This is a genomic window from Kosakonia sp. R1.Fl, assembly GCF_023516815.1.
Classification (GTDB): Bacteria; Pseudomonadota; Gammaproteobacteria; order Enterobacterales; family Enterobacteriaceae; genus Kosakonia.
The window spans coordinates 2542595-2565121 of sequence record NZ_JAMGSQ010000001.1 but is presented as its reverse complement, the minus strand read 5'-3'; the positions used below and the strand labels follow the sequence as shown (position 1 = coordinate 2565121).

At 53.2% G+C, this 22527-nt stretch carries 34 protein-coding genes; 9 read left to right on the top strand and 25 right to left on the bottom strand.

Translation table 11 applies throughout. The features are described from left to right. Positions 1-7: 7 nt before the first annotated feature. The 24 genes from M8Q36_RS11995 to M8Q36_RS11880 form a co-directional block, all read right to left on the bottom strand. A complete protein-coding gene (locus tag M8Q36_RS11995) occupies positions 8-856 on the bottom strand; it encodes a head maturation protease, ClpP-related (protein ID WP_249881039.1) in 849 nt (282 codons plus the stop codon). Positions 857-864: 8 nt separating this feature from the next. Further along, on the bottom strand, positions 865-2169 hold the full coding sequence (locus M8Q36_RS11990; protein WP_249881038.1) for a phage portal protein: 1305 nt from the start codon (positions 2167-2169) through the stop codon (positions 865-867). Continuing rightward, the gene (locus tag M8Q36_RS11985) at positions 2169-3899 is read right to left on the bottom strand and encodes a terminase large subunit (protein WP_249881037.1); all 1731 of its coding nucleotides are present in this window, start codon (positions 3897-3899) and stop codon (positions 2169-2171) included. The genes M8Q36_RS11990 and M8Q36_RS11985 overlap by 1 nt, the downstream gene beginning before the upstream one ends. Continuing rightward, positions 3896-4366, bottom strand: a complete 471-nt coding sequence (locus M8Q36_RS11980) for a phage terminase small subunit P27 family (RefSeq protein ID WP_249881036.1) — start codon at positions 4364-4366, stop codon at positions 3896-3898. Before M8Q36_RS11980 ends, M8Q36_RS11985 begins: the two co-directional genes overlap by 4 nt. 167 nt (positions 4367-4533) lie before the next feature. Next, positions 4534-4884, bottom strand: coding sequence for an HNH endonuclease (locus M8Q36_RS11975; RefSeq protein WP_249881035.1), 351 nt, complete (start codon positions 4882-4884; stop codon positions 4534-4536). Next, positions 4884-5474, bottom strand: coding sequence for a hypothetical protein (locus tag M8Q36_RS11970; protein ID WP_249882766.1), 591 nt, complete (start codon positions 5472-5474; stop codon positions 4884-4886). Before M8Q36_RS11970 ends, M8Q36_RS11975 begins: the two co-directional genes overlap by 1 nt. Continuing rightward, positions 5456-6916, bottom strand: coding sequence for a glycosyltransferase family 2 protein (locus M8Q36_RS11965; RefSeq protein ID WP_249881034.1), 1461 nt, complete (start codon positions 6914-6916; stop codon positions 5456-5458). The genes M8Q36_RS11970 and M8Q36_RS11965 overlap by 19 nt, the downstream gene beginning before the upstream one ends. A gap of 227 nt (positions 6917-7143) precedes the next feature. Then, entirely contained in the window at positions 7144-7464 is a 321-nt protein-coding gene (locus M8Q36_RS11960; RefSeq protein WP_249881033.1) for a GrlR family regulatory protein, read from the bottom strand. 126 nt (positions 7465-7590) lie between these two features. Beyond that, positions 7591-7935, bottom strand: a complete 345-nt coding sequence (locus M8Q36_RS11955; protein ID WP_249881032.1) for a hypothetical protein — start codon at positions 7933-7935, stop codon at positions 7591-7593. A gap of 382 nt (positions 7936-8317) precedes the next feature. Then, positions 8318-8845 (bottom strand): hypothetical protein, encoded by a 528-nt coding sequence (locus M8Q36_RS11950; protein ID WP_249881031.1) that lies wholly within the window; start codon positions 8843-8845, stop codon positions 8318-8320. Then, positions 8845-9288 (bottom strand): lysozyme, encoded by a 444-nt coding sequence (locus tag M8Q36_RS11945; protein WP_249882765.1) that lies wholly within the window; start codon positions 9286-9288, stop codon positions 8845-8847. The genes M8Q36_RS11950 and M8Q36_RS11945 overlap by 1 nt, the downstream gene beginning before the upstream one ends. Continuing rightward, the gene (locus M8Q36_RS11940; protein WP_061493547.1) at positions 9285-9569 is read right to left on the bottom strand and encodes a phage holin family protein; all 285 of its coding nucleotides are present in this window, start codon (positions 9567-9569) and stop codon (positions 9285-9287) included. Before M8Q36_RS11940 ends, M8Q36_RS11945 begins: the two co-directional genes overlap by 4 nt. After that, entirely contained in the window at positions 9556-9936 is a 381-nt protein-coding gene (locus M8Q36_RS11935; protein WP_045514774.1) for a phage holin family protein, read from the bottom strand. Before M8Q36_RS11935 ends, M8Q36_RS11940 begins: the two co-directional genes overlap by 14 nt. A 127-nt stretch (positions 9937-10063) precedes the next feature. Then, positions 10064-10612, bottom strand: coding sequence for a hypothetical protein (locus tag M8Q36_RS11930; protein WP_249881030.1), 549 nt, complete (start codon positions 10610-10612; stop codon positions 10064-10066). A gap of 205 nt (positions 10613-10817) precedes the next feature. Beyond that, a complete protein-coding gene (locus M8Q36_RS11925; RefSeq protein WP_249881029.1) occupies positions 10818-11576 on the bottom strand; it encodes an antitermination protein in 759 nt (252 codons plus the stop codon). 12 nt (positions 11577-11588) lie between these two features. Next, positions 11589-12581: a DUF968 domain-containing protein gene (locus M8Q36_RS11920; protein ID WP_249881028.1), complete on the bottom strand. Its 993-nt coding sequence runs from the start codon at positions 12579-12581 to the stop codon at positions 11589-11591. Next, positions 12578-13297, bottom strand: a complete 720-nt coding sequence (locus M8Q36_RS11915) for a phage antirepressor KilAC domain-containing protein (RefSeq protein ID WP_249881027.1) — start codon at positions 13295-13297, stop codon at positions 12578-12580. Before M8Q36_RS11915 ends, M8Q36_RS11920 begins: the two co-directional genes overlap by 4 nt. 11 nt (positions 13298-13308) lie before the next feature. Beyond that, positions 13309-13698 (bottom strand): RusA family crossover junction endodeoxyribonuclease, encoded by a 390-nt coding sequence (locus tag M8Q36_RS11910; RefSeq protein WP_249881026.1) that lies wholly within the window; start codon positions 13696-13698, stop codon positions 13309-13311. Beyond that, a complete protein-coding gene (locus tag M8Q36_RS11905; RefSeq protein ID WP_349654602.1) occupies positions 13695-14033 on the bottom strand; it encodes a LexA family protein in 339 nt (112 codons plus the stop codon). Before M8Q36_RS11905 ends, M8Q36_RS11910 begins: the two co-directional genes overlap by 4 nt. Before the next feature lie 9 nt (positions 14034-14042). Then, positions 14043-14861, bottom strand: a complete 819-nt coding sequence (locus M8Q36_RS11900) for a DNA adenine methylase (RefSeq protein ID WP_249881025.1) — start codon at positions 14859-14861, stop codon at positions 14043-14045. Next, a complete protein-coding gene (locus M8Q36_RS11895; RefSeq protein ID WP_249881024.1) occupies positions 14858-15805 on the bottom strand; it encodes a conserved phage C-terminal domain-containing protein in 948 nt (315 codons plus the stop codon). Before M8Q36_RS11895 ends, M8Q36_RS11900 begins: the two co-directional genes overlap by 4 nt. Further along, positions 15789-15980 carry a DUF4222 domain-containing protein gene (locus M8Q36_RS11890; RefSeq protein WP_249881023.1) on the bottom strand — a complete coding sequence of 64 codons (192 nt, stop codon included), beginning with the start codon at positions 15978-15980 and terminating at the stop codon, positions 15789-15791. The genes M8Q36_RS11895 and M8Q36_RS11890 overlap by 17 nt, the downstream gene beginning before the upstream one ends. A gap of 239 nt (positions 15981-16219) precedes the next feature. Next, the gene (locus M8Q36_RS11885; protein WP_249881022.1) at positions 16220-16681 is read right to left on the bottom strand and encodes a YmfL family putative regulatory protein; all 462 of its coding nucleotides are present in this window, start codon (positions 16679-16681) and stop codon (positions 16220-16222) included. A 41-nt stretch (positions 16682-16722) separates the two neighbouring features. Further along, positions 16723-16923: a transcriptional regulator gene (locus M8Q36_RS11880; RefSeq protein ID WP_249881018.1), complete on the bottom strand. Its 201-nt coding sequence runs from the start codon at positions 16921-16923 to the stop codon at positions 16723-16725. An 88-nt stretch (positions 16924-17011) separates the two neighbouring features. Between M8Q36_RS11880 and M8Q36_RS11875 the strand changes: the two genes are divergently transcribed. Next, positions 17012-17686, top strand: a complete 675-nt coding sequence (locus tag M8Q36_RS11875) for a LexA family protein (RefSeq protein ID WP_249882763.1) — start codon at positions 17012-17014, stop codon at positions 17684-17686. Between the two features lie 250 nt (positions 17687-17936). On the opposite strand, the gene M8Q36_RS11870 is transcribed toward M8Q36_RS11875, so the two are convergent. Next, a complete protein-coding gene (locus M8Q36_RS11870; protein WP_249881016.1) occupies positions 17937-18221 on the bottom strand; it encodes a hypothetical protein in 285 nt (94 codons plus the stop codon). Between the two features lie 408 nt (positions 18222-18629). On the opposite strand from M8Q36_RS11870, the gene M8Q36_RS11865 reads away from it, so the two are divergent. The 8 genes from M8Q36_RS11865 (at position 18630) to M8Q36_RS11830 (ending at position 22519) form a co-directional block, all read left to right on the top strand. Further along, entirely contained in the window at positions 18630-18992 is a 363-nt protein-coding gene (locus tag M8Q36_RS11865; RefSeq protein ID WP_249881015.1) for a YfdP family phage-associated protein, read from the top strand. A 38-nt stretch (positions 18993-19030) separates the two neighbouring features. Beyond that, on the top strand, positions 19031-19855 hold the full coding sequence (locus M8Q36_RS11860) for a YfdQ family protein (protein ID WP_249881013.1): 825 nt from the start codon (positions 19031-19033) through the stop codon (positions 19853-19855). Positions 19856-19982: 127 nt separating this feature from the next. After that, complete coding sequence (locus M8Q36_RS11855; RefSeq protein WP_249881012.1) at positions 19983-20378, top strand: hypothetical protein; 396 nt, start codon at positions 19983-19985, stop codon at positions 20376-20378. After that, positions 20368-20586 (top strand): TraR/DksA C4-type zinc finger protein, encoded by a 219-nt coding sequence (locus tag M8Q36_RS11850; protein ID WP_249882762.1) that lies wholly within the window; start codon positions 20368-20370, stop codon positions 20584-20586. Before M8Q36_RS11855 ends, M8Q36_RS11850 begins: the two co-directional genes overlap by 11 nt. Next, entirely contained in the window at positions 20576-20887 is a 312-nt protein-coding gene (locus M8Q36_RS11845) for a hypothetical protein (protein ID WP_249881011.1), read from the top strand. The genes M8Q36_RS11850 and M8Q36_RS11845 overlap by 11 nt, the downstream gene beginning before the upstream one ends. After that, positions 20887-21156: a hypothetical protein gene (locus tag M8Q36_RS11840; RefSeq protein ID WP_249881010.1), complete on the top strand. Its 270-nt coding sequence runs from the start codon at positions 20887-20889 to the stop codon at positions 21154-21156. Before M8Q36_RS11845 ends, M8Q36_RS11840 begins: the two co-directional genes overlap by 1 nt. Positions 21157-21182: 26 nt before the next feature. Beyond that, a complete protein-coding gene (locus M8Q36_RS11835; protein WP_131409031.1) occupies positions 21183-21389 on the top strand; it encodes an excisionase in 207 nt (68 codons plus the stop codon). Continuing rightward, on the top strand, positions 21350-22519 hold the full coding sequence (locus M8Q36_RS11830; RefSeq protein WP_249881009.1) for a site-specific integrase: 1170 nt from the start codon (positions 21350-21352) through the stop codon (positions 22517-22519). Before M8Q36_RS11835 ends, M8Q36_RS11830 begins: the two co-directional genes overlap by 40 nt. Positions 22520-22527: the final 8 nt, after the last annotated feature.

The following is a 22527-nucleotide window of genomic DNA, read 5'->3' as shown; positions in this document are numbered from 1 at the left end:
CGGATCCTTATTTGACTAACGCAGACAGGGCGTTTTCAAGTGATGAGAGTGTTTCGGGTTTAATGTCGTCGGCAGCGCCCGGCGTACCGTCAGAAGTGGTGGCAGCGCCAGACATGCCACCGGCTAAGGCTTTAATGAGTTTCCGGCGCTCAGAGCGCGGGGTATTGGTTTTCGCCAGCAGGGCATCGAGCTTGCGCAGTGCCGCCGAGGGTGATTCATCATCGGCGGCTATTTCATCGGCAGAGAGAAGGCTGTCGGCAAACCCTTTATCAACGGCCTCGCTGCCGCCGATGTAGGTTTCGCCGTCCATCATGGCTTCGACTTCCGTCGTGTTCATGCCGCTGCGCGCCGAGTAGATGTCGGCCATTGCTTTATCGAACGGCTCCATTTCCGTCGCAATTTTTGCCAGGTCATGGCGATTACCCATCGCGACAACCCAGCAGTTGTGGATCATCAGGAAAGCGCCACGCCCGATTTGTACATCATCGCCAGCCATCGCAATGATGGACGCGGCGGACGCAGCCAGGCCCAGCACCTTCACGGTGACTTTGCCTTCGTATTCGCGCAGCAGGTTATAAATCGCCAGGCCTTCAAACATATCGCCGCCCGGTGAGTTGATGTTCACGGTTACCGCGGCACCATTCATTGACCGCAGCGCGCCAGCGATACGGCTGGCAGAAACACCGTCTCCCCAGTAATCCTTCCCAATCACGTCAAAAATCGAGATGCTGTTGTCATCACTGCCTGCAGCACGAATGCCGCCGTCCCAGCGCTCCAGTGCTGATGCCGGGAGATCCGGTTTTTCGCGCGCAAAAGGCCGCCCCTCCGGCGCCGCCGGAAGGCTTCTGATTGTCATGGGTTCTCCTAGGCCGCCTGTTTCAGCGGTGACTGTTCGAAAGGAATATCGGGAAAAATGTGGTTATGGAGACTGCGCAGTGCATAAGCCTGCGCCGCCGGGCCGTTCTGCCTGAGATCTTCCAGCGGCGTCAGGTTGAGCTGCACGGTGTAAATATCACCCCCCTCGATAGGCGGCATATTTTCCAGCCGGCGAACGTCGTTACGCGACATCCAGCCATTCTGCAGCGCACTGGTGTAGTACGCCGCGCGACCGGCACTGTCGGCACGCAACAGACCTTCCACACTGAACTCGGCAAAAAGGTCTTCTTCACCGCCCAGCAGACACCGTGAAATTTCCTGCTCAATATTCACGAGTAACGGGCGCAGCGTGTGGGTCAGGAACTGGAGGTTCATCCCCTCAAGGCTCGATGCCCAGCTGCTTTGTTTTGTGGTGTGCCCGACCATAAACGGCGGCACGCGAAACCAGCGGCATATCTCTTCGATGCTGAATGAGCGGGATTCAAGCATCTGCGCGGCTTCCGGGTTCATGGTGACATTCTGATATTTCAGGCCGCCCTCAAGCACCATGATTTTCCCGGCGTTTTTTGATCCGGTAAACGCCTGCATGTAACCCCGAAGGCGCTCACGCTGATCCTTGTCCAGTGCCTGTTCAGCGGAAAGAAAGCCGGAACTCTGGAGCCCGTTCTCGAAAATCTTGGCTGCGGACTCTTCCACCGCCATCGCGGCACCAATCACATCGCGACCGGCCATCATCGGCATCATGCCGCAGACGCCATCCAGGCCGAAGCCGCGGATATGCATCAGGTTCTTTTCCGGGATTACGCGCTGCTTGCCGTTTTCGGTGTAGGTGTATTCCAGTCGCCCGGTATCCAGACGTTTCACCACCATGTTCTGCGGAAGGAGCGGAACCAGTGAAACCAGCTTGTTGCCGATAAACAGCTTCTCAATGAAAGCGTTACCCCGCAGGCAAAGACTGGCCACCAGCATCAGCATAAAGCGCGACGGTGTCATTTCGAGATTGGGCTTCCGGCATAGAACCTGATAGACCTGATTGCCCTGCGCCAGCTTTCGCGATCCGTCTGCCTGCCGTTCGTATATCTTCAGCGGCAGGGTGGATATGGACTCGCTCAGCAGTCTGACACAGGCCCATACTGCTGACAGCTGGATGGCTTTGTCAGCTGTCACCACCTTGCCGCTGCTGCTTGTGCCGTACCATTCCTGCCAGAACGTCCCGGTGGTAAGGCTGATGGGGACGCCCAACCAGTTGAGCAGAGCGCTTTTCACCCTGCCCGGCTGCTTATTTTTATTCATCAGAAACCTACCATGATGGGATTTTCAAAGAAGCCGTTAAGATCCTGCCGGGTCTCCGGCAACATGGCGCGACCAATATCCATGATCAGCGCAGTGGCACCGTCAATTTTGTTTTCGTTGTGCTCCTTTATGGGGCGAACAACGTCATCGTTGCCCGGCAGGTGTTTACCCACCACGTTGGAAATACACCAGGTCAGAATGGGATGGCCATCATGGTGAAAACGCCCCGCCTCGATTGCCGCTTCCAGTTCCTTCATCGGATCTGACATGTTGGTGTAGTTCTGAATGATGGTGATCGGGCTTAAACCTTCATCAGCCAGGTGATGCGAAAGGTTGGTTGCTCCGTGGGGGTCAATAGCTGATTCCTCCACCGGGTTCTGTCGGTTAGCCGCCTTTGCCTCTTCCAGAATGACGCGGTAATCAATTTCAGCACCTTCGGTAATCTCAAGGTGCCCGCTGTTCACCCATTTCTGGAAACGTTCTGCGGTACGCTGCTGATCCGTATCCGTGCTGTAAACCGTGTCATACGGCACCCAGAAGCGTGGCGCCACGCAGTAGTAATGTCGTTTCCCGTCAATGTCGCGGGTAAAGATCCTCACCATGCTGTTCATATCCAGCTTGCGAGCAAGGTCAAAAGCCAGATAGCATGGCTGCCCCTCAAACTGCTCCAGCGTGAGAGTTTCATCCTCACAGTTGCGCCAGCTGACCAGGTTGAAATATGCCGCGCGGGCTGACACCCAGATATTCAGGTGTTTTGTTTTGAACACGTTGGCCTGGCGGGCGTTGTTCATCGCCCTTTTCTGCTGGCTGAGCAGGAAATCGCTGTAGACCGATACACCCATGTTTGGGTTTGCCTTGCGGAGCACCGCCGGATCCGTCCAGTCATCGCCCTCATCCACGGTGTAGATCACACCGAAAAGTTCATCGTTCGGCACCGTACCGTTAAGCATTTCTATCACTTCCCGGCGCTTGTCGTAACATGGTCCCTCGATGTTATAGCCCGCAGTAGTGATCGCCCACATCAGTGGCTGGCGCCGGGCACCCATGCCGGTCAGCATGGTGGTATAGAGCGCGTCGGTGTCATGCTCGTGGTATTCATCGACCACCGCGCAGCTGGGCGACGAGCCGTCGCCGGGGTTCCCGATCAGGGGTTCAAAGCGGGCGCCATCCTCCGGCCTGTTCATATTTGAAGCGTTCACCTCGACACCAAACGCATCGCACAGCGCCGGGGTGCGTTTGCACATCAGCCGGGCCGGGCGGAAAACCTCCCAGGCCTGTTTTTCTGTCGTGGCGCCGGAATACACCTCGGCGCCAAACTCGTCATCACAGGTAAAGCAATAAAGCGCCACCCCGGCAGATATCGCCGATTTGCCATTCTTGCGTGGGATCTCTGTATAAACCTCGCGGAAACGGCGCAGCTTAGTGCCTTTTATCACCCAGCCAAACGCCGAGCAGACGATAAAAAGTTGCCAGGGTTCGAGCGTTATTGGCATGCGTTTAAACGCCCATTCGCCCTTGGTATGCGGCAGAAGTTGAATAAACTTCGCCGCCTTTTCTGCCAGATCCTTATCAAAGCGATAACGGAATTTCCGGGTTTTCTCTTTTGCCAGATCATCAAGATGGCGCTGACAGGCGTCGATGACATACCGGCACGCCGTCACCCTGCCCCGCACGATGTCGCGGGCATACTGATTTGCGGCGTTCACGTTCGGGTAGGATTTACGGGTCATAAATTTTTGAATGGGTTATCAGACTGTTTTTTGTTTGCTCCGATAAGGCGCTGGCGGCTGCTCGGGTCGAGCCCCAGCATCCCGCCAAATGATGCCATCTGGCGCATCGCCTCATTGAGTACCGTCAGTGCCGGGTTTTTTATCGGGCCGCCCATTGAGCCAGCCATGACTATCCCATGCGCCTGAATATGCTCCTGAGCCTGACGGGAGTTCGAATAGGCGATACAGAACATTTCAAGGTTATGAAGATCGGTGGCGCAGAGAACCTGCTGAGCACAAAGCTCTTTTGAAACCATGCGCCACATCGTCGCGGCGTTATCGTCCAGCCACTCCGGCGGCTCAACGCCAGTGATCGGCGTGAATGAAGGTTCAGTTTTGTTGAGGGCGCGCTTCCCCGGATTGCCCGCCAGCAACTTCCTTGCAACAGGCTTTGCCCGGCGCCCGGATCGCCCCGTCGCTCCAGCCATAGACGCTCCGGTTAATTTTTATATTTCGCGGGTGGAAAAATCTGACTGAGGCGGCGGTCCTTAGCAGGCAGCCCTCTGAACTTTTTACCCGCCCTCCCCATTGATGAGAATCTATATCATTCACATCAATATAGTTGCAAATGCAATCAATTTGTTGATATCTGTTCTCATTTGAATCTTTCGTGCCCCGTCTTCGAACGGTGACATGACCAGCACAGGGCTTCGAGATTGGTCCGGTCGTCTGTGCCGCCGTTAGCTTTGGCAATGATATGGTCGACTGTCTTTGCCGGTGCTATCAGCCCGTTGCGTTTACAGTTCTGGCACAGATGTTTGTCGCGCTTCAGCACCTCAGCCCTGAGCACGTCCCACTTGCTTCCGTAGCCACGCTGGTGGCGGCTCTGCCCGCGCTGGTGCTGTTGCCAGCCTTCGTTGCGGTGCTGGTCACAGAAGCCTGAACGGTCTGTCGTTGTTCCTGAGCAGCCACGCTTGCGGCATGCTCGCGGTATCGCTGCTGGCATTATGCAACCCTCCATGCCCGGCGCCGTTCCGTCCGCGCCTCACCATCGGGATGGCGCTCGACGGGTTCTCCATCGGCATGATCAACCAGTGACCAGCAGGGATACACCACCGGCGCACCCCATGCATCACCCAGCGCAAAGTCAGCGGGCTTGCTGCTGTCCCAGCGTGCCAGCACCTTTGGTAGGTGCTGAGACGGCACGCTGTAACACACACCATGAATGAGCTGCGGCAGCGTGATGTAGTCGGCGCGCGTCCTGTCGGCGGCAATCAGCCGCTCGGCAATAAGCGCCTGATATTGAGGCGGGCGGCCAGTGCCGAGGTAAAAACTAATCAGGTCATCAGGCTTGTCATTGAGCCAGGGGATAACATTATTGGTAAACCAAGGCACCGGCTGTGCATCCTCCTCCAGCACCACCACACGGCAAGGTTGCTCAGCCGCCCATTCGAGAGCCCGGCGATGATTCCAGTTGGCGCCGTGATTCCCTTCATCAATAACCAGGTGCGCACCGATATGCGATGCCAGGCTATCAGCCTGCTGACGCCGGGAGTGGTGGCCGACAACAATAAACTTCACTTGTGTTTCCAATATGCACACTCACTTCCAACGCCATTGGACTTAAATACAGTATGGATTGCCGGACCTGTCACGATGCGATCGCCAAAGCGTTTCGCCACAATACCAAACGCCAGCATGTCACCAACGGCTGCCGGTGCTTTCTCTGTCTTCCAGAAGCGATGACACTCCAGCAGGTAATACAGCCGCACAATGCCATGAGCAAACGCCATCACGTCTTCACGCAGGCCGCCAAGCAGCCCGGCGTTAAGCATCACGTCGTTGCGGTGCTGGTCGATGAAGTCCTGATAGACGCGCTCCGGGTGATGCTGGCGCGCCCAGGCGTCAGCGTAGGTTTTCGGCTCGGACCCGACATAAACCATACCGGGCACCATATCTGCCCACGGTTCCCGCAGCATTTCGACGTCGGTACCATCGGTACACCACACGAAGTGATATTCAGGGTGATCGCGAAGGTGCTGCCAGATATGCAGCCAGCGCCGGAAATAAACGTTCATCGCGACTTCCGGCACCCTGACCAGACTGGCGCCGGGTGGCGCGCTGGTGAGCTGGTCTGCCAGCACCACCGCTTTGGCACCTTTAACTGATTCCGACCAGCGCGCGAGCATGCCGGGTTCTACCGTCATGCGCTCATTGCGTTGCGGGTCGGGCTGGCTGGTTAACAGGGTGGTGATCACCACATCATGCCGCGGTCGGTACTCTGCATAGCCTGTGTACCCGGTGTCGCGGCGCTCGTTGTGAATCCGCACGTTGCGCTTAACCTGCTCTTCGCGATCCGGGCGCGGTACCGAGCGTTCAACCTGTTCATGTTCGTCCAGCGAGTGAATGAGCTTTTCAGAGCCAACCACATCGGCGAACGCCCACGACGTCAGCCCGGCATTGTGGATGCGCAGAGCCAGATCGGAATGTTCATACATGCCGCGCCCGTAAATCGGGTCAAAGCCACCGACGCGCTCAATTACGCTGCGGTGGTAGTAAAGCATCACGCCGCGCTGGCCGGTATAAGCCACATGCTTATCGTCGCGGTACAGCACAGCGATATCGTTCAGCTTTCGCGCGCCAGCCAGATCGAGGAACTGATAAGCCAGATGAGGCTCGGGTGAGTCGATGTAAGGCAACCACCAGCCATCAGCAATAGGCCATGCGTCATCGTCCCACAGAAACAGATGCTCGCAGCCAGCAGCGGTCAGCACAGCCAGGCTGGCATTCTTCGTTGCCACAATGCCCAGCGATTTTTCGTGCCTGATCAGCTTAACGCCGTCGGGCACCGCTGCTGGTGGCTGTGAACCATCGTCAACGACAACCACCAGCGCGCCAGCGGGAAGATGCTGGAGGTGATGCTCCAGCGACTGGCTTAGAGCACCAGCGCGATTATGAGTGGAAATTACGATACCGATACGGCTAGTGGCCGTGTTGCAGACAGGCGCATACGGGACACCATTGATAGTGACCTGCATAAATCTTCCTTTTTGATGTGAGCGTGGTGCATGGGACAGCCACACGAGAAAACAGCTTTCCCCAGGCTAACGACTGAAAGACTCTCTCATCAATGATAATCAGTAGGCTTAAAATTCAGCCCCCTGAATTCTTTTGTGCGCGGGCGAGGCGCAATAAAAAAGCCACCCATGAAAACTAGGTGGCCTATGTTAAAAGCAAATGAATGATTTAAAAAATTCGGAGAGCTTTACACTAAATCACCGATAAATTTGGCGTGTACTTCCAAATTAGAATTTGGGATTCCAAGTATGCTTCCCTGGAGAAGGTAGCCGCTTGCTGATTGTGTTATCGCAAAAGTGGTTCTGTATTCATGCAAACCAGGTATTACGCACTGTGCCTGAGGATCATGCTGGAAAACTAGAAGGTCCAGACTATTAGCCTGGATTACTCCCTGATACGTAAATCCAAAATCGCCACCATTAACTGTATTATTTCTCACCACGACAGTCCCGGTACCAACATCATTTTGAGCGCTTTTGAATACAACAAAGTAAATGCCGTCTTTCATTTTGCTTCCTTGAGTGGTTAGCCTTATGGCTTTCAGATTATATACCTGCTGAGTTTGGCGGCAAAACATACATTCATTATCACAGGCACTCAGTGAATGCCTGCTGTAATGCCTTTGGCGTAATATTTATCTCAGGAAGAGGTTGGCTGCATGCTCGCCATCGACGAACACATCACACTCCCTTGAGTCACGCGAAAACTTACAGCGAGCCATAACTTTTTGCCCCTTATAGGTACCATTGTAAACGTTTGTATAGCTTTGGCTGAAAGCTGCAGCGAGACTTTTATCCTGGTTAAGGGATGTATCATCAACGACCAAAACCTCATTTACCCACAACTTAAACATACCATTGGGCATATTTGCACTAATGACCATACGCTCACCATTCTCGGAACGATAAGGTTGCTGCGCTGAGAAATTAGTACACCCTGCAAGAAAAAGCGCTACAAACAATACAATTATGTGCTTCATTGATGTCTTATCCATAAGTTAAATTATTGATTGAAGTGGTTTTACCCTCAACAATAATTAAACGATTAATGCATAAAAGTACACATAAAAGCTGTTGTTATTTACAGCCACTTCATGATCAAATGCATTGCACAATATCCGCTCGCAGCCCCGCAATCATTCTCCCGCTGCTATCGATTCGCTCCCGGTGGGCAAACCCAGGATTACTCTTATTGATTACCGCTTACGCTTGCGAATCTGGAGTTATGTGCAACGTTTAAAGAACCCTAACGTGGCTCCTACCCACACCAGGGAAGCGCTCAGGGATGAGCGTTAAGTCAATGCTTGAACCTATGAGATAAACGCAATATTTCTCCTATTAGCCCTCTTCGGAGGGCTGTTTTTATTGCTGCCGCTGGCTCTCAATATCTCTGATGCCGGCAAAGTTGTTATTACCCTGCTCGATGGTTGCGAGCAACGGCCTAATCCACAGCACGGCCTGACAATATGTCAGCCCGCTGGTGGCAGCGGCACCACCATCGGCTGTGTCAGGCTGGCCGGAATCGGCGTGCATTGCGCTGGCACGTAAACGGTACGTGTATTCGAGCAACCCGCGAGCAATATCAGCAGGAACAGGCAGATCACAGGTTTTCTCACGGTGAAGAATCTCCCGGTATTCAATAACGGTTTTTTCGGCATCACTGGCGACCACGGCATTAGCGCTGGCTGCCAGTTGCGCCACCTGGTTAAAACGGTTGACGTTGAATGCCTGAGTGGCGATCGCCTGCCCCTGTAATGCGTTGTCGCTCTTCAGGACGCGGTTATCGCTTTCTGCATTGGACAGGTCAGCTTTTGCAAACGCCAGCAGCGCTGCAAGAACGGCAATAACGACTACCGCCGCAATTGATGCAATAGCAGTTATGCGATTCATCACGACAGGAACAGAGCGCGCTCTGCCTCACGGCGGCGGGTAAGACCAGCCAGTACCTGCCCGCCCGCTTTATTCCAGCGAGGGAATTCATCGGCGGCGCCGCGGTAATCACCGGCATTAAGTTTTTTCAGCAGTGTCGATGTGGAAAGCGAGCGCACGCCGAGGTTGTAGGCGAAAGAAACCAGCGCATCGAACTGGCCCTGCGTCAGTTTCACTTTCACCAGCTTCGACACGTCGCTCTCGTAGCTCACCAGCCCGGTACGCAACAGGCGCTCTGCCGTTTCCTCTTTAATTGTCATCCCTGCGCGGATTGGTTTCCCGCCCACCGGCTGCGTCCAGCCAAAGCCGATGGTCCATACGCCCACGCTGTCCTGATACGCCGTCAGCCGCAGACCTTCAAACTGTTTGATGAGCGCAATACCCTTATCGCTGATCCGCATTATTCTGGCCTCAGTACGTGAAAAATCCGGGCTACGTTACCGCGCGCCGCGAATACAGCAGCGCAGATGATGAGATTCATCAGCACGGTCGCCCAGTGAACATGGAAATAGAAGTCGAACATGAAACGGAATGGCACCGAGGCATAAGCCAGGATGATCAGATAAGCCAGCCATGACGCCCACCAGTTGTGTCGCCCGCCTGGCTTACGAAACATCATCAGGCGCAAAACGATAGCGGTACTGGTCACCACGTTGGTAAGTACCAGCGGATCACTTGTTACCATTTGTCCCTCCCCGCCACCGTTGCAGCAGCGACAGGGGATCCTGCTCGCTGAAGAAGGTGAGCGTCTTAATCGCCAGCGCGGAAAGCAAAACCGCGCCAAGCGCATCAAGCGGTTTGTCGCTGTAATGGGTGATGCTTGCCAGCATTGAGCCCACCAGCCCGGAGCCGTACACACCAGCGAAGTAAGAAACGATGAAGTAGGCCGAACGGCGGAGAATCGTCAGGTCGGCAGCCGTGGCGACGTAGAACACTGCGCCAGCGAACGCACCGAACACGACACCGTAATCGGTGCCGGTTAACAAGCCATACAAACTGGCACCGGTTAAAGCGCTTGCCGCCGCAGCGGAACCGGAAACAGGTTCGGACATTTAGCCCCCTCGTATTTGCTGTGAGTCCTCTCAGGATGAGGGGAATAAAAAAGGCCGCCTATTGGTAGCCAGAAATAAAAATGGCCCGCAAGCGAGCCAAAAGAGCTATTTAACGCACTTAATAAAATTAATAGAATAAAAAACTATCCTCGTATTCACTTAACCTTATTACACGAATTTCACTCTGATCGAATTCAAGATCCACTTCTTTTGATGGGAAAAAACTATCTGAAGCAATATCCAGTTGTGGATTGCTACGTTGAACCATCTTAAATTTGTTTTCACCTACTCTTTTAAGTGAAACTTTGAAGCTAGGATCTTCTAAAAAAAGAATCTTTTCTTCGCCAGACACTCTTGGCGTAATATCTAAAATCTCACCTTCCGGGCTTTTGTATAAGCAATGAGCTTCGCCCTCAATCATGTTGGCGCTTTCCCAAAGAACCCACCCATAAATAGGTTCTCCGCCATGTAATTTAATCATCTTTGCAACGTTGTAATAACATTCCTGCTCAAATGGTGCGAAATCTGCTGGCTGTGTATAGCGATAATAATTCGCAGAAAATGCGCCTGCAGGGTTAATTTTTTTTGCGATCCTTGCAACGTTATTACTCATGACACTTGGTGTTGTTGCATCTGTCAAATGAAACAATCCATTCATCCCGTTAAGAAAATGCATTTTTATCCCCTATATAAGTGAAGGCTCATCAAGCCCACAGGGACAATTTACGCTTTCATTTAAGGAATAAACTTGATGAGAATAAAAAAACCCGCACAGTGGCGGGTTTTTAACGTTGAACATACAATGCCCATCGTTGGGAAAATCCTAACCAGTTTTTTTGAGTATTGCAAGCATCATGACGCTATAAGTCACGAAAGTGTGGCTAACGTGTCACTTTTCTCAAATACATCTCTGCGCTTGCCTCTTCAAGCCAGCATTTAGTCACCAGCGCGTTAATCACATCGGCATAACCGCTATACCATTCGTAATTGGTCAGGTCTGGCACAACCTTCTTTACCAGTGCGCGGGCAAGGGTTGTTGGTACGCGGCTGTAGCGATTGCCGTTACAGCGACCGCATACCTTATTGACCGGCACGCCGTGAAGCTTTGTGCGCTTTTCATCGAGCACTTCACCCTTTCCTTTGCAGCCACGGCACGCTGTTCTTACCTCTCCTTTACCGCCGCAGTGATGGCAGATCTCTTGCACCTCTTCATACCTGACCTTTGCCTCAACGCCTTTAACGCCGGGGTGCTTGACCACATCGCGCATGACATGCATTACACCAAGGCCATTACAGTGCGGGCACCGCGCCTTACTTGCCGCCGATCGGGAATAATCGGCATAGGCGAATTGCACCAGCACCGGCAGAATTTCGAGGCGGGCTTTCTCGCTGAGTTTCATCAGCACCGGATTTTTGAGCGCCAGCGCATAGTTCATCAGTCCTTCTAAAGCTGGTGCCGGATCCTGAATGCCCATCTTCGCCAGGAACAGGTTAAAGCCGAGCGGCGCTTTTGACTGCACCATGCCTTGTGCTGCCATTACATCGGTGATTGTCAGCGCTGCACCGCCAGTAGCAGGCGTCTCGTCGTTTAACTTTGGCGATTTAGGCGAATAGAATTTTGGTAATGATTCAAGGTTCATAGCGTCTCCACTTTACGCCAGCACGCCGATGGCAAGCGCGCGATCTAAAAAACGAAACAGCAGCACAAGCTGGCTGCCATATTTTTCTTCAAATGCCACGGTGTCAGCGTGCAACGCGTCGTGATGTGCTCTGCAAAGCGGGATCACAAACAGGTCGTGCGCCTTTGTACCCATTCCACCATTACCGTGGCCGATAAGGTGGTGGGGATCGTCTGCCGGGTTGTTGCAGCACATGCATTGCTGCGCTTTAACCCAGCGGGTGTACTTCTCATTTTCCCAGCGGCGGCGCTTAGGGCGCAGCATGAAGGATTCAGGCGTCTCCGGATCGATGCGCAGCGCCAGCACCTGCTTTGCAACCTTCTCAACAATTTCCCGCGCCTGCGGCATGCCGGGCACCAGATCAAGCTCGCGTGTTACCGATTTAATGACCGGCTTAGGCATAAGAAGAACCTGCCGGGCGGCTTCCTCCGGCAACACATCGGCAAGCCCGTTACGCGCCAGCCACATGAAGAACTCCGGCAGCGTCAGTGAATGGGAGTCGTCGAAGCCAAGCTCGCGGCGTGCGGTCGTGAGGATGTATGCGGCGCAATTTGCACGGGCAATACCCGCCAGTTGCCCGGTGCTGTGCTCGCGCAGAATGTTGTCGCAATGCCAGCACAGACGGATCGTGCCCGGCGCGTGGCGCATGGTAGTCATGTTCTCATCGTGCCAGTTTTCGTGTGGCCACTGGCATCCGGTACCGGATTCAAGCCAGCTTTCCAGGCCGTTAATGCCGCCAGCGCGGCGCAATACCGCTTCATTTTCGAATACGCGTGCCAGCGCAGGATCTTCCGCCAGCGGCTGATCTGCTGGTGGCAGTTCACCGTTCGGCATACCCGCCAGGCGCTCGGGTTCGTTCTCAATCAGCATGCGCCCGCGGCGAAAATGCGGCAGGAGGCTGGTGCCGGGACGGAACATGACGAGGCCAAGCTCAGTTACCACGACGGGATTTAACAGCGCCCTCACTCGGCTTCCCCCTGTGCTTTATAAGCCGTCCAGAGTCCACCAATCCACTGCACGCCCTTCGCGGTGAAGCGCGCCTGGCTGAAGGCGTAATTTGAGGTATTGGTGGTACCGGTTTTCACTTCAAATCGCTTTGCTTCGATGTGCTGATGGTGTGGCGTAAGCGCGCCGCCGAGGCGATACATTATCCCCCGCTCAATGAGGAACATGCGGAATTCAGGCTCTTTGGCGTTCAGCAGCTTGGCTACCTGCCGGAATGACATGGAGCCTTTCGCGGAGCAATAACGATCGACAAACTCAACCTTCGGCGCAGCGGCTGCCAGTTCCTGTTTAAGCTGTTGTTGCTGCTCAGCCAGATCAGCGGCGAGGCGCAGCGCTTCAGGTAATGACTTCGGCACCTGCATTGCCTGCTGGCTTTCCAGTTCCTGCCAGCGGTCGACAAGGCGCGCGGTAAATTCCGGAGAAAGCTGAGCTACGACGATATAGCTGTCGCGCTTACCAATCTGGTAAACCGCCACCGACTGTCCGAGGTGGTTTTTAACTTCCCCCAATGGAGGAAGTTGAATAACCCCGCGCTCTGCCAGTCTTTCGATGGAGCGCTTAACATGGTCGTGACGAGATTCAACCAGATCAGCAATATCCTGGCTGCTCATTGTCAATTCCTGCCCCGGCATAAATGGCACAGGGGTGAAAGCTGGTGTTGCGTTCATCTGCTGCATGCGTATCTCCTTTAAGCGGCTGCAACCGCTGTTGGTTCAAACCTGCTGATCGTGATCTCTACCATGCCGCCCTTTACTACCGGCCCCCACTCCACCAGAAGGCGTTTAACCTGGCTGTCGTCCTCCCACACTCCGGCATGCGTCAGCGCGTCAAACAGCGCCTTGTTGTAGTTGTCGATGTCGCGGCGGCGCACGTCCGGCGGGTAGAGAATGACCTCCACCGAGGCTGGTTCGCTGGATGGCTTCGGCAGACGGCGTAACTGCTCGATAATTGCCGCGCAGGCGTCGCTCTGGTACTTACGCCCGGCAGCGCTGATAAGGTGGCGGCCTTTAAGCGGCCCCTTATTCGGTGCGCGCCAGTAGGTATTTACGCTTGGCGGGAAAGGTAATTTCAGCTTCATGCCGCGGACCCTCTGCGTTTCAGCCATTCCTGAGCCAGAACAGACGAGCTTTCCTCACCCGCCAGGAGCGCACGGATAACTTGTTCGGCTTCATCGAGCGCCAGCGTGTCGTTTACGCCGTTCACTTTGATGCCGCGCGCGGTGCCGCTGGCGATCGTGATATAGCCTTTTTTCACCAGGGCGCGAAGGTGTTCAAAGGCAGCGTTGCCGGATGCGACGCCAATCAGCGCCGCAAGCTCGGTATAGGTCGGCGGGTAGCCGTGCATGTTGTGAAAATCCACCAGCGCATTAAGCACCTGCTGCTGCCGGTCAGTCAGTGGTTTACGTTCTTCCACGGTTCCCCCTCAGAGAATGGCCACGATGTCGGTGGCGGTTTCGCGCGTGCTGCCTTTGCTCGATATGGCGCGGCGGGCGCTGACGTGGTGCAGGTCGAAGCCATGCCCCTTGTAAAGCTCGATGATGCGGGGCGCAGTGGAATTGCTGATCACCACTCTGGCGCCACGCTGATGCGCAGCAACACAGCAGCGCGCTAACTCCTGCTGGTCGTCCCACGTAAAACCCCCGGCGGCATAGTTGGTAAAACCGGCGGTACCGGGCATCGGTTCATACGGAGGATCGCAGTACACAACATCTCCCTCACCTGCCAACGCCAGCGTGCGGCGGTACCCGGCGTTTATGAATACGCATTTTTTAGAGATAGCGGAAAAGGCAAGCAGCTCTTTCTCGGGGAAATACGGATTGGGTTTCTTCCCCCAGCCAACATTGAAATCGCCGTTGCTGTTGTAGCGGATCAGGCCATTAAAGCAGTGGCGGTTGATGTAGAGGAAAGCGGCGGCGCGCTCAGGTCCGAACATTTTCTGGTTGTTGAACTCTTCACGACAGGCGATATAGCTGTCTTCATCGTTCAGCTTTTCAAATAAGCCTTTAGCCCACTCGGTTACCAGATCGGGAACCACTGTCAGCATCTGGTACAGGTTGATCAGATCAGCGTTTACGTCCCCCAGCAGGAAGCTTTCATGCTTATCGGAGTTGAGAAACACCGAACCGCCGCCCACAAATGGCTCAATGAGTCGTTTGCCCACCGGGATAAGGCGATCCAGTTCCGGTAGTAGTGAATATTTCCCCCCAGCCCATTTGAGGAATGGTCTCTTCCATGTGCTCATGACCGGAACCCCGCGTTCTCCGGCAGCGAATAATCCACATTCTTGAAACTGGCGCGCGCTGCTGTGCTGCTTACCCATTCGCCGTTACGGCGCTCCGGTCGCCCTGCCTCAACCCACTTGTTCGCGGCCTGAAGGTAGCCAGGGAATTTTGACGGCAGGAAAAGCGTTGTCGGGCGCAGGTATTCAGCCATGCGCAGATCCTGACCCCATTTTGCGGTCGTGTAGTCCACAACAAGATCCAGCTCAGCAACGGTGAAACCGTCACCAAGGCGGGCACGGATGTTATCCAGCGAGGATTTACTGACCTGATACCGTGATCCGGTCTTCTGGTTCAGGTAAGTCAAAACCTGTTTAGCCTGATCGGTGATAACCACCGCAACGTCGGGTTGCGGCGCAACCTGACAAGAGGGTTTTGAGATCTGTTCGTGGTGATCTGTGTAATGATCTGTATAGAGAATAGGTTCCGCGACTTCGCGGTTAGGGTTCCGCGATTCTACGGTTTCGGTTCCGCGATTCTGCGTAATGGGTTCCGCAACTTCGCGTTTCCCGTTCCGCGATTTTGCGGAATCCACTGGAGTCGCAGGAAAGAGAGCATTTATCAGCGCGTCACCATCAATTCGGTAATGCGTTTTTTTGGTACCATTAACCTGACGCTGTGCTTTCTCTACCACGCCGGGCAGCCAGCGGGTACAAATCTTGTTTACGAGGCGTTGCACCTGGTCTTCGCTGACGCCACGGATTTCGGCAGCAAGCTCGCTGTGCTCTTTGTAAAACCAGCCATCATTCAGATCTGATTTACCTGACCAGAACACAAGCTGATTGAGTACCGCACCAAGTGCATGCGCCTGCTGATCGCCGGAAAAGAAGTCGAGGTAAGGAACAGGGATCGTGATGCTGTTCCTCTGCCCTGACAACGACTGGACGATTTCAAATATCTGGCTCATGGTCGTCCTTTATTTCTGTGAATTTTCGCTGGAACTGCTCAAACGGGCTGAAGCATTCATGCTCGTAGCCTTGCGCTTCACGAAGATAGATAACGCGCTGCTTTTCTGGCTCCCACCGGATGACGCGCACAGGGATCCCGTAGTGGTCTCTGAATTGCCGGTTAATTTCAGCCATTCTTTGCGCCCCTGCTCGTTCATAGCTGCAAACGCCTCTACCATTCCGGCGGCGCGCTGGTAGTTGTTGGCATCAGCGCTTCCGCGTACTATTTCCACATAGCCGAACGGTGCATTACTCCCCACCAGCGGTGGGCAGCGGAATTGCTTAGCTGGCCGAAATCGGTTTAAACTGTTCATGCGTAGGTATCTCCACCACGATCGACACGCCACGACGCCAGAGGCTGCAACCTGCTGGCGTCATTTCTTTTTGCGGCTGAATAATTCGATGATTGCCGCGACTTCTTCTTCACGCGCAGCCATATGACGGCGGTGATATTCGTGGATAAGTTCTGCTTCATGCTTTTCAATCACCCCGTCTTCCAGTGCATGCTGGATAATCTGATCAACCTGACCGCGTGCTGCGGCGGTGCGCATCGCCCGGCTAAACAGGTCAACCCGATCCAGTTCTTCAAATGTCGGAATATCCACCAGCAGACAACCGCGACGCTTCGCGTAGTAATCAGCCAGGAGTGAGGTATTTGATAAATCCTCCATCGCCTCCAGCTCTGTCACTTCGAAAAACCGGCAACCGTTTTTCTCGTAAAGGTTGTTATTGAACTGCGTGGCAGTCATGCCAAGTGCACCGGCCATCGCTTCACGTCCACCGGGATAGGCTTTACACATCGCCTTAACCACTTCTTTCAAGCTGTGCTCTACCATCTTGTTTTTCCTTTGGTAGTTACCGAACAGCGCAATCGCTGTTACTGTTTCGGATAAATATCCGGACGCAGATCCGACTTAGTAATAGAACCGCCCGTTTTCTCTTCCAGCTTTTTTGCCAATGAGAAACCAGCTTTTTTGTAGCCATTAAAAACAAGGCGCAGATAACCAGGAGTTGATCCGACACATTTGGCTAACTCGCCTTGCTGCCCTTTGGTTAGTGAATCCCAGTAGTCTTTCATGTTATGTACCTCCTGTGTACATATTACACGAAAATAATGAACCCTCAAGGTACTTGTACCCATAAGGTACACGATGTTTAATTTTGGGATGAAAACGATTAACGAAATTCGCCGGGATAACGCCCGGAAACTAAGAGATGGTGCGGGTGGCAATACTTCATTTGCCGCCATGATTGACCGCGACCCGACTCAAACAAGCCGTTTCATGGGGAATGGGGCAACAAAAAACATAGGCGATGATATGGCTCGCCACATCGAGAAATGTTTCAATCTGCCGACAGGCTGGCTGGATCAGGAACATCAAACCACTAATGTTTCCAAAGCGCTGGATGTGTCGAATACCAATAAGACATTCACATTAGTGCCGGTAATATCTTGGGTACAAGCAGGCGCATGGACAGAAGCAGGTTATACAGAGGTTGATTTAAGTGTGACGGAAAACTATCCATGCCCTGTAGCTTGTAGCCCTATGACCTACATTCTTCGAGTCATAGGGGATTCAATGATTACGGAATACAGTCCAGGCGATATGATTTTTGTAGACCCGGAAGTAGCCGCATCTCATGGTGATGATGTAATAGCTCTTATGCATGAAACCGGAGAAACAACTTTCAAAAGGCTTATTGAGGATGGCGGAAGTAAGTACCTAAAAGCGCTAAATCCAAACTGGCCTGAGCCTTACATAAAAATAAACGGGAACTGTTCAATCATAGGAACCGTCATTTTTTCAGGTAAGCCAAGAAGAAATAAGATAAAAAATTAAACCATTCATTAAACCTGCTTCGGCAGGTTTTTTTACGCTTGACAATGTATCCTTGCGGTACATAATGTACCTACAAGCAACAACGACGTATGGCACATGCGTCGCAGCGGTCCGGTGGGTTCCCTTGACAGTATCCCTAACCCAAGCGGGTAGCCGGAATGTGCAAGCCAGCCCCGTACTTCGGCCTGAGCGATTCACCATCGTGGCGATTCGGTGTGACCACCGGGAAGAGTCCGGTAAAACGCGGCGGCTAAAAGTGCGCTCTCGGATAGCTAAGGATTTCGATAACGGTGTGGCGGGCCTGCTCGACGCTCTCAGTGTAACCGGGAATTTCGACAGGAGCCTCCATGATGAAATCCACAGCATCATCGGTGCTGATGGTGCCGTCAGTGATAAGAGCCGAGAGAAGCGCAATGGTGAATTCAGAACGTGCGACGAGGTTTACAACGTTTTTCTCGGCTACTGCCTGAGCCTCTTTCAGGCGGGCAATTTCGAGAGTCAGTTGGTTGATTTGTTGCTGCAGCACCGTGTCCATATTCGAGCCCTTCTGGTTGGGTGAGAACACCAGGACACCACCGAACCTGATGTGGTTAAAAGCCAGGCACACAACATGAAAGCGCACTCCTTCTCTCATCAGTTATGGGTGGCAGGTGTGATTAAGCGGGAGTGCGCTTCCAGTTGTGGTGAATTGCAGCCGCTTCGACGGTAACCAGAAGATAAGCGTCTGGCACCACACAACAGTATAAATGCCAACTGGTAGTTTTTGGCGGCGTCGGATCTTTCCCGTGAGGGCGCCGCAATTTTTTACGCAACACAAGAGAGCATCACCGACGGGACGGCTCATTCCCCAATCCCGTCGGGCGGCTTCTCACCGCAGGTGCTCTCCTGTGTTGTGTGGAGATACTAACCGGCGGTGTCTGCCGCCATTCTGAGGGTAAGACCGATGGACAAAGAACGTTTGACCAATATCCCCGACTTCTTCGGGGAACTCGACGGCGGTGTGTTCGAAAACAAAGTGGCGGCAGCACTGAATGAAGTTGCCCTGGGCGTGCTGAACAACGGCAACAAAGGGAAAGTCACTCTGACCTTTGACTTGTCCCGCATCAGCAACTCTATGGAAGAAAAGCGCGTTGAAATCGTCCATAAGCTGGCGTTCGTTAAGCCTACACCGCGCGGCAAGACCTCCGAAGAGGACACCACCAAAACCCCGATGTATGTCAACCGCGGCGGTAAGCTCACCGTATTGCAGGAAGACCAGGGTCAACTGTTCACCCTTCAGGGCCAGCCGAACCAGGCACAGCGCTAACCGGCCCGGTTTCTTAATCATTCACGTAAGGAAAAACCATGTCTCAACAAGTCGACTCAACCGCCATCACTCAGATCCGTGATCTGGTTTTCAGTCAGTTGGTTGAAGAAAAGCTCGCTGGCGCTGACTGCCCGGCTGTCGCGCTGCCGAAAGATGTAAGCGTGGAAAGTCTGGAAAAGCTTTATACCACCCGTTTTCGGTTCCGCGGAAAGATGGAAACACAGAGTATCGAAGATTTCGTCCGCTACTCCAGCGACTATGCTGCTGACGGCACCCGCTGTTTTATCAATGCCGACAACATGGCAGCGGTATCGGTATTCAACCTGGGCACGCTGGAAAACCCCGGTCATGCAGATAACAAAGCTGTGCTGGCACTGAAACGCACCTCACCGTATACCGCACTGCTGAAAATCAACGGCGATCGCAACAGCCAGAAGCAACTGGCTGAGTGGCTGGAAGACTGGTCTGATTATGTCACCGGGTTCGATGCCGACGGGCAGGTTATCGAAGCCAAGCGCGCGGCGGCGGCAGTTCGCAAAATTACGATCGACGCTATCCGCAGCGCGGAATATGAAGATCAGGACTTCAGCGGCAAACGTTCTGTGATGGAAAGTGTTGAAGCCAAGAGCAAAGACATTATGCCGGCGGCGTTCGAATTTAAGTGCATCCCTTATGAAGGGCTCGGCGAGTACCGCATCAAGTTACGTATGAGCATTCTGGCCAGCGACAATCCGGTGCTGGTTCTGCGTATCACGCAACTGGAAAGCTACGAAGAAGAAATGGCCGCCGAATTCCGCGATCTGCTGGTCGAAAAATTCAAAGACAGCGCGGTGGAAACTTTTATCGGTACCTTCAACGCTTAATTTCTCTGCTGCAAATGCCCCTCCGGGGGCATTTATGGAAGCGAAATCAATTTAATTATCGCCACCTGGCGAGGGCTTCGTGCATCCAAAAATCGCGTGTTGCAGCGCGCAAAGGAGATACAACGCAATGAGACAACAACTGACATCAATGACCATTATCGAACTGGTGAGAACTGCCAACAGTTACGCCACCAGCATCAAGCAGACCAGTGTTTATTCGGATCTGATTAAAGAGCTGTCTTCTCGCCTCGAAGCTCTCAATCTTGCTTATATTGCCGCAGCGCGCCAGCCATCTCTTGCTGATGATGATGTTTTGATTAGAGCGCTAACTACAATTGCGAACGTTGAAGTGCTTAATGGCGACACGGTTGTTTGTGATTTCTCCACGCTGGTTTCTGTTGCTGCGGGCGCACTGTATCAATTTTATGGGACTCAGATCCGCAACCATCCAGAACCATCACCCGAAGCGGCAGCCATCGCCCGCCAGTTTGAGCGGGTGAAAGGGGTGCATGATGGCAACTGAAATCATTGACCAGGCCAACGAGCTGGTAGAGCTCAACATGGCGCACGCCTTACAACGCATTCGCATCGACCGTAATAGGGCGTCAGCCGAGCATTGCGAAGAGTGCGGCGAGGCTATACCGGAAGCGAGGCGCGCTGCTGTTGCTGGTTGCAAGACCTGTGTGGATTGCCAGCAGCTGATTGAATTGGGGGCAGGCCATGCTCGCTAAATTATTCGCACTACTGAAAGGTAACAGGGCTGAAAGCACCGAGTTCGACTACACCAAGCAAACTTGGGGCCACGCCCTGCGCTTCGTTCACGGCTTCAAGGAAAACGGAAAGATGGAGATCACCGGCCATTACTTTGGCGCCGGTCTGATTTACGAACCGATGCCTAAGAAAGGTGACACCTTCGCGATTTCATTTACCAACAACCGTATCGGCGTTCTCCGCGTTCACTCCATTAAGTTCTACCGCGATCCGAGTGACATGTTTAATGCCACTGTTTCATTCGAGGGGTTGAAGCGCTAATGGCCAGCAAACTGAAATTACGGCGACAACGGCGCTTGCGCAAAGACGTGATCTGGTGGCGCGCTGAAGCTATGGGTTGCAAGGCGCGGCTGCTGGAACTGGCAAAGCTAATGGAGGAAGCCAAGCGCCAGAGAGTTCCGATGCCGGTGCTCGTCCCTGCCCCGATCATGAAACTGGTGGAAAAACCCACCAGCGAACCTGCTATTTGTGTGAAATGTAACGACGGCGCCAGGGACGGGTGTTCGTCTTGCGCGTATAAAATCAGTTAGCCGGTTGCAGCCGGTGTGGAGAATCTATGCTGAACCTCGATTGTGTTCCCATCTCGACGTATTGCAAAGAAACCGGAGAAACAGCAGAGGCCATCAACAAACGATTACAGCGTGGCGTTTGGTTTGAGGGTGTTCAGGTTTTGAAAGTTGAAGGCGTAAAGGAAAGATGGATTGATCTTAGTGAGGTTGCTAAATGGGCAAGACAGAATCGCCAAAGCTCCCGCGCGGTGTGACCATAAGGAAACACAGCCAGGGCGAGACGATCAATATTACTTTCACCTATAAAGGGGTTAAATGCCGTGAGCCCCTTTCCAATCTGGAAGTGAATAATAAAAACCTGAAATACGCCGAGAGAACGCTCGGCGAAATTCATAATAAAATTGAACGTGGAACTTTTATTTATGCAGAATACTTCCCACGTTCAGCAAGACTGAAAATATTCGGTAATGCCGCCACTGGTAAAACAGTAAAAATGTACCTTGATGAGTACCTGTCAATATGTGAAACACGGAAGTTATCGCCATCAACTATTGGCGGTTATAAAAAATGCCGCAGTGCGTTGAGTGAGCTTCATTCATTTCCGGCAAGCGAGCTGACGCCGGCAGCAATGAAATCATGGATCCAGAACCGCACAACGACTTTGAAGACCATCAGAAACCAGCTTTCTTTTTTGCGATCTGCTCTTGATGAGGCAGTGACCGATGGAGTCTTGCAAATTAACCCGGTATCGCTGGTCACCGCTTCCCGGTACCAAAGCGATAAGGCCAGCTCTGACAGCGACTATATAGTCGATCCACTTTCACCTGCTGAAGTTGATGCCCTTCTCTTGTCTGCCGGTAACAAGCAGTGGGAAAACCTGTTTATGTTCGCCATTCAGACCGGTTTACGGAGTTCAGAGCTCTGCGCGCTGCGCTGGCGCGACATAGATTTTATCGGGAAAACCGCGCACGTTCAGAGCGCCAGTGTCGTAGGGGTGATCAAAGGGACAAAAACAAAGGCTGGGACACGTAAGGTTGAGCTTAATGATCAGGCTATGGCGGTGCTGGCATCACAGAAAGCTTTCACCTTCCTGAAGGACGCAACAGTATTTGAGGATCCGAAAACAAATAAACCATGGGCGAGCGCAGATGCTATCCGCAAAAAAGCCTGGGTACCGACGTTGCGGAAGGCCGGTATACGTTACCGAAATCCATACCAAACCCGGCATACATTCGCGACACGTCATATCAGCCAGGGCGCCAACCTTTTCTGGCTTGCTGGCCAGATGGGACATAAAGGACCGGAAATGTTATTTCGCCACTACGGTTCATACTTAGCTGAATACGACGGAAAAACCGCGATTGCAGTTGGTCTGAAGAAATAAGTCAGCAG

Excerpts from the sequence above, each read along its gene's own strand:
- M8Q36_RS11995 (WP_249881039.1), bottom strand. The coding sequence starts at position 856 with ATGACAATCAGAAGCCTTCCGGCGGCGCCGGAGGGGCGGCCTTTTGCG.
- M8Q36_RS11990 (WP_249881038.1), bottom strand. The coding sequence starts at position 2,169 with ATGAATAAAAATAAGCAGCCGGGCAGGGTGAAAAGCGCTCTGCTCAAC.
- M8Q36_RS11985 (WP_249881037.1), bottom strand. The coding sequence starts at position 3,899 with ATGACCCGTAAATCCTACCCGAACGTGAACGCCGCAAATCAGTATGCC.
- M8Q36_RS11980 (WP_249881036.1), bottom strand. The coding sequence starts at position 4,366 with ATGGCTGGAGCGACGGGGCGATCCGGGCGCCGGGCAAAGCCTGTTGCA.
- M8Q36_RS11975 (WP_249881035.1), bottom strand. The coding sequence starts at position 4,884 with ATGCCAGCAGCGATACCGCGAGCATGCCGCAAGCGTGGCTGCTCAGGA.
- M8Q36_RS11965 (WP_249881034.1), bottom strand. The coding sequence starts at position 6,916 with ATGCAGGTCACTATCAATGGTGTCCCGTATGCGCCTGTCTGCAACACG.
- M8Q36_RS11960 (WP_249881033.1), bottom strand. The coding sequence starts at position 7,464 with ATGAAAGACGGCATTTACTTTGTTGTATTCAAAAGCGCTCAAAATGAT.
- M8Q36_RS11955 (WP_249881032.1), bottom strand. The coding sequence starts at position 7,935 with ATGAAGCACATAATTGTATTGTTTGTAGCGCTTTTTCTTGCAGGGTGT.
- M8Q36_RS11950 (WP_249881031.1), bottom strand. The coding sequence starts at position 8,845 with ATGAATCGCATAACTGCTATTGCATCAATTGCGGCGGTAGTCGTTATT.
- M8Q36_RS11940 (WP_061493547.1), bottom strand. The coding sequence starts at position 9,569 with ATGGTAACAAGTGATCCGCTGGTACTTACCAACGTGGTGACCAGTACC.
- M8Q36_RS11935 (WP_045514774.1), bottom strand. The coding sequence starts at position 9,936 with ATGTCCGAACCTGTTTCCGGTTCCGCTGCGGCGGCAAGCGCTTTAACC.
- M8Q36_RS11930 (WP_249881030.1), bottom strand. The coding sequence starts at position 10,612 with ATGCATTTTCTTAACGGGATGAATGGATTGTTTCATTTGACAGATGCA.
- M8Q36_RS11925 (WP_249881029.1), bottom strand. The coding sequence starts at position 11,576 with ATGAACCTTGAATCATTACCAAAATTCTATTCGCCTAAATCGCCAAAG.
- M8Q36_RS11915 (WP_249881027.1), bottom strand. The coding sequence starts at position 13,297 with ATGCAGCAGATGAACGCAACACCAGCTTTCACCCCTGTGCCATTTATG.
- M8Q36_RS11910 (WP_249881026.1), bottom strand. The coding sequence starts at position 13,698 with ATGAAGCTGAAATTACCTTTCCCGCCAAGCGTAAATACCTACTGGCGC.
- M8Q36_RS11900 (WP_249881025.1), bottom strand. The coding sequence starts at position 14,861 with ATGAGCACATGGAAGAGACCATTCCTCAAATGGGCTGGGGGGAAATAT.
- M8Q36_RS11895 (WP_249881024.1), bottom strand. The coding sequence starts at position 15,805 with ATGAGCCAGATATTTGAAATCGTCCAGTCGTTGTCAGGGCAGAGGAAC.
- M8Q36_RS11890 (WP_249881023.1), bottom strand. The coding sequence starts at position 15,980 with ATGGCTGAAATTAACCGGCAATTCAGAGACCACTACGGGATCCCTGTG.
- M8Q36_RS11885 (WP_249881022.1), bottom strand. The coding sequence starts at position 16,681 with ATGGTAGAGCACAGCTTGAAAGAAGTGGTTAAGGCGATGTGTAAAGCC.
- M8Q36_RS11880 (WP_249881018.1), bottom strand. The coding sequence starts at position 16,923 with ATGAAAGACTACTGGGATTCACTAACCAAAGGGCAGCAAGGCGAGTTA.
- M8Q36_RS11875 (WP_249882763.1), top strand. The coding sequence starts at position 17,012 with ATGAAAACGATTAACGAAATTCGCCGGGATAACGCCCGGAAACTAAGA.
- M8Q36_RS11870 (WP_249881016.1), bottom strand. The coding sequence starts at position 18,221 with ATGGACACGGTGCTGCAGCAACAAATCAACCAACTGACTCTCGAAATT.
- M8Q36_RS11865 (WP_249881015.1), top strand. The coding sequence starts at position 18,630 with ATGGACAAAGAACGTTTGACCAATATCCCCGACTTCTTCGGGGAACTC.
- M8Q36_RS11860 (WP_249881013.1), top strand. The coding sequence starts at position 19,031 with ATGTCTCAACAAGTCGACTCAACCGCCATCACTCAGATCCGTGATCTG.
- M8Q36_RS11855 (WP_249881012.1), top strand. The coding sequence starts at position 19,983 with ATGAGACAACAACTGACATCAATGACCATTATCGAACTGGTGAGAACT.
- M8Q36_RS11850 (WP_249882762.1), top strand. The coding sequence starts at position 20,368 with ATGGCAACTGAAATCATTGACCAGGCCAACGAGCTGGTAGAGCTCAAC.
- M8Q36_RS11845 (WP_249881011.1), top strand. The coding sequence starts at position 20,576 with ATGCTCGCTAAATTATTCGCACTACTGAAAGGTAACAGGGCTGAAAGC.
- M8Q36_RS11840 (WP_249881010.1), top strand. The coding sequence starts at position 20,887 with ATGGCCAGCAAACTGAAATTACGGCGACAACGGCGCTTGCGCAAAGAC.
- M8Q36_RS11835 (WP_131409031.1), top strand. The coding sequence starts at position 21,183 with ATGCTGAACCTCGATTGTGTTCCCATCTCGACGTATTGCAAAGAAACC.
- M8Q36_RS11830 (WP_249881009.1), top strand. The coding sequence starts at position 21,350 with ATGGGCAAGACAGAATCGCCAAAGCTCCCGCGCGGTGTGACCATAAGG.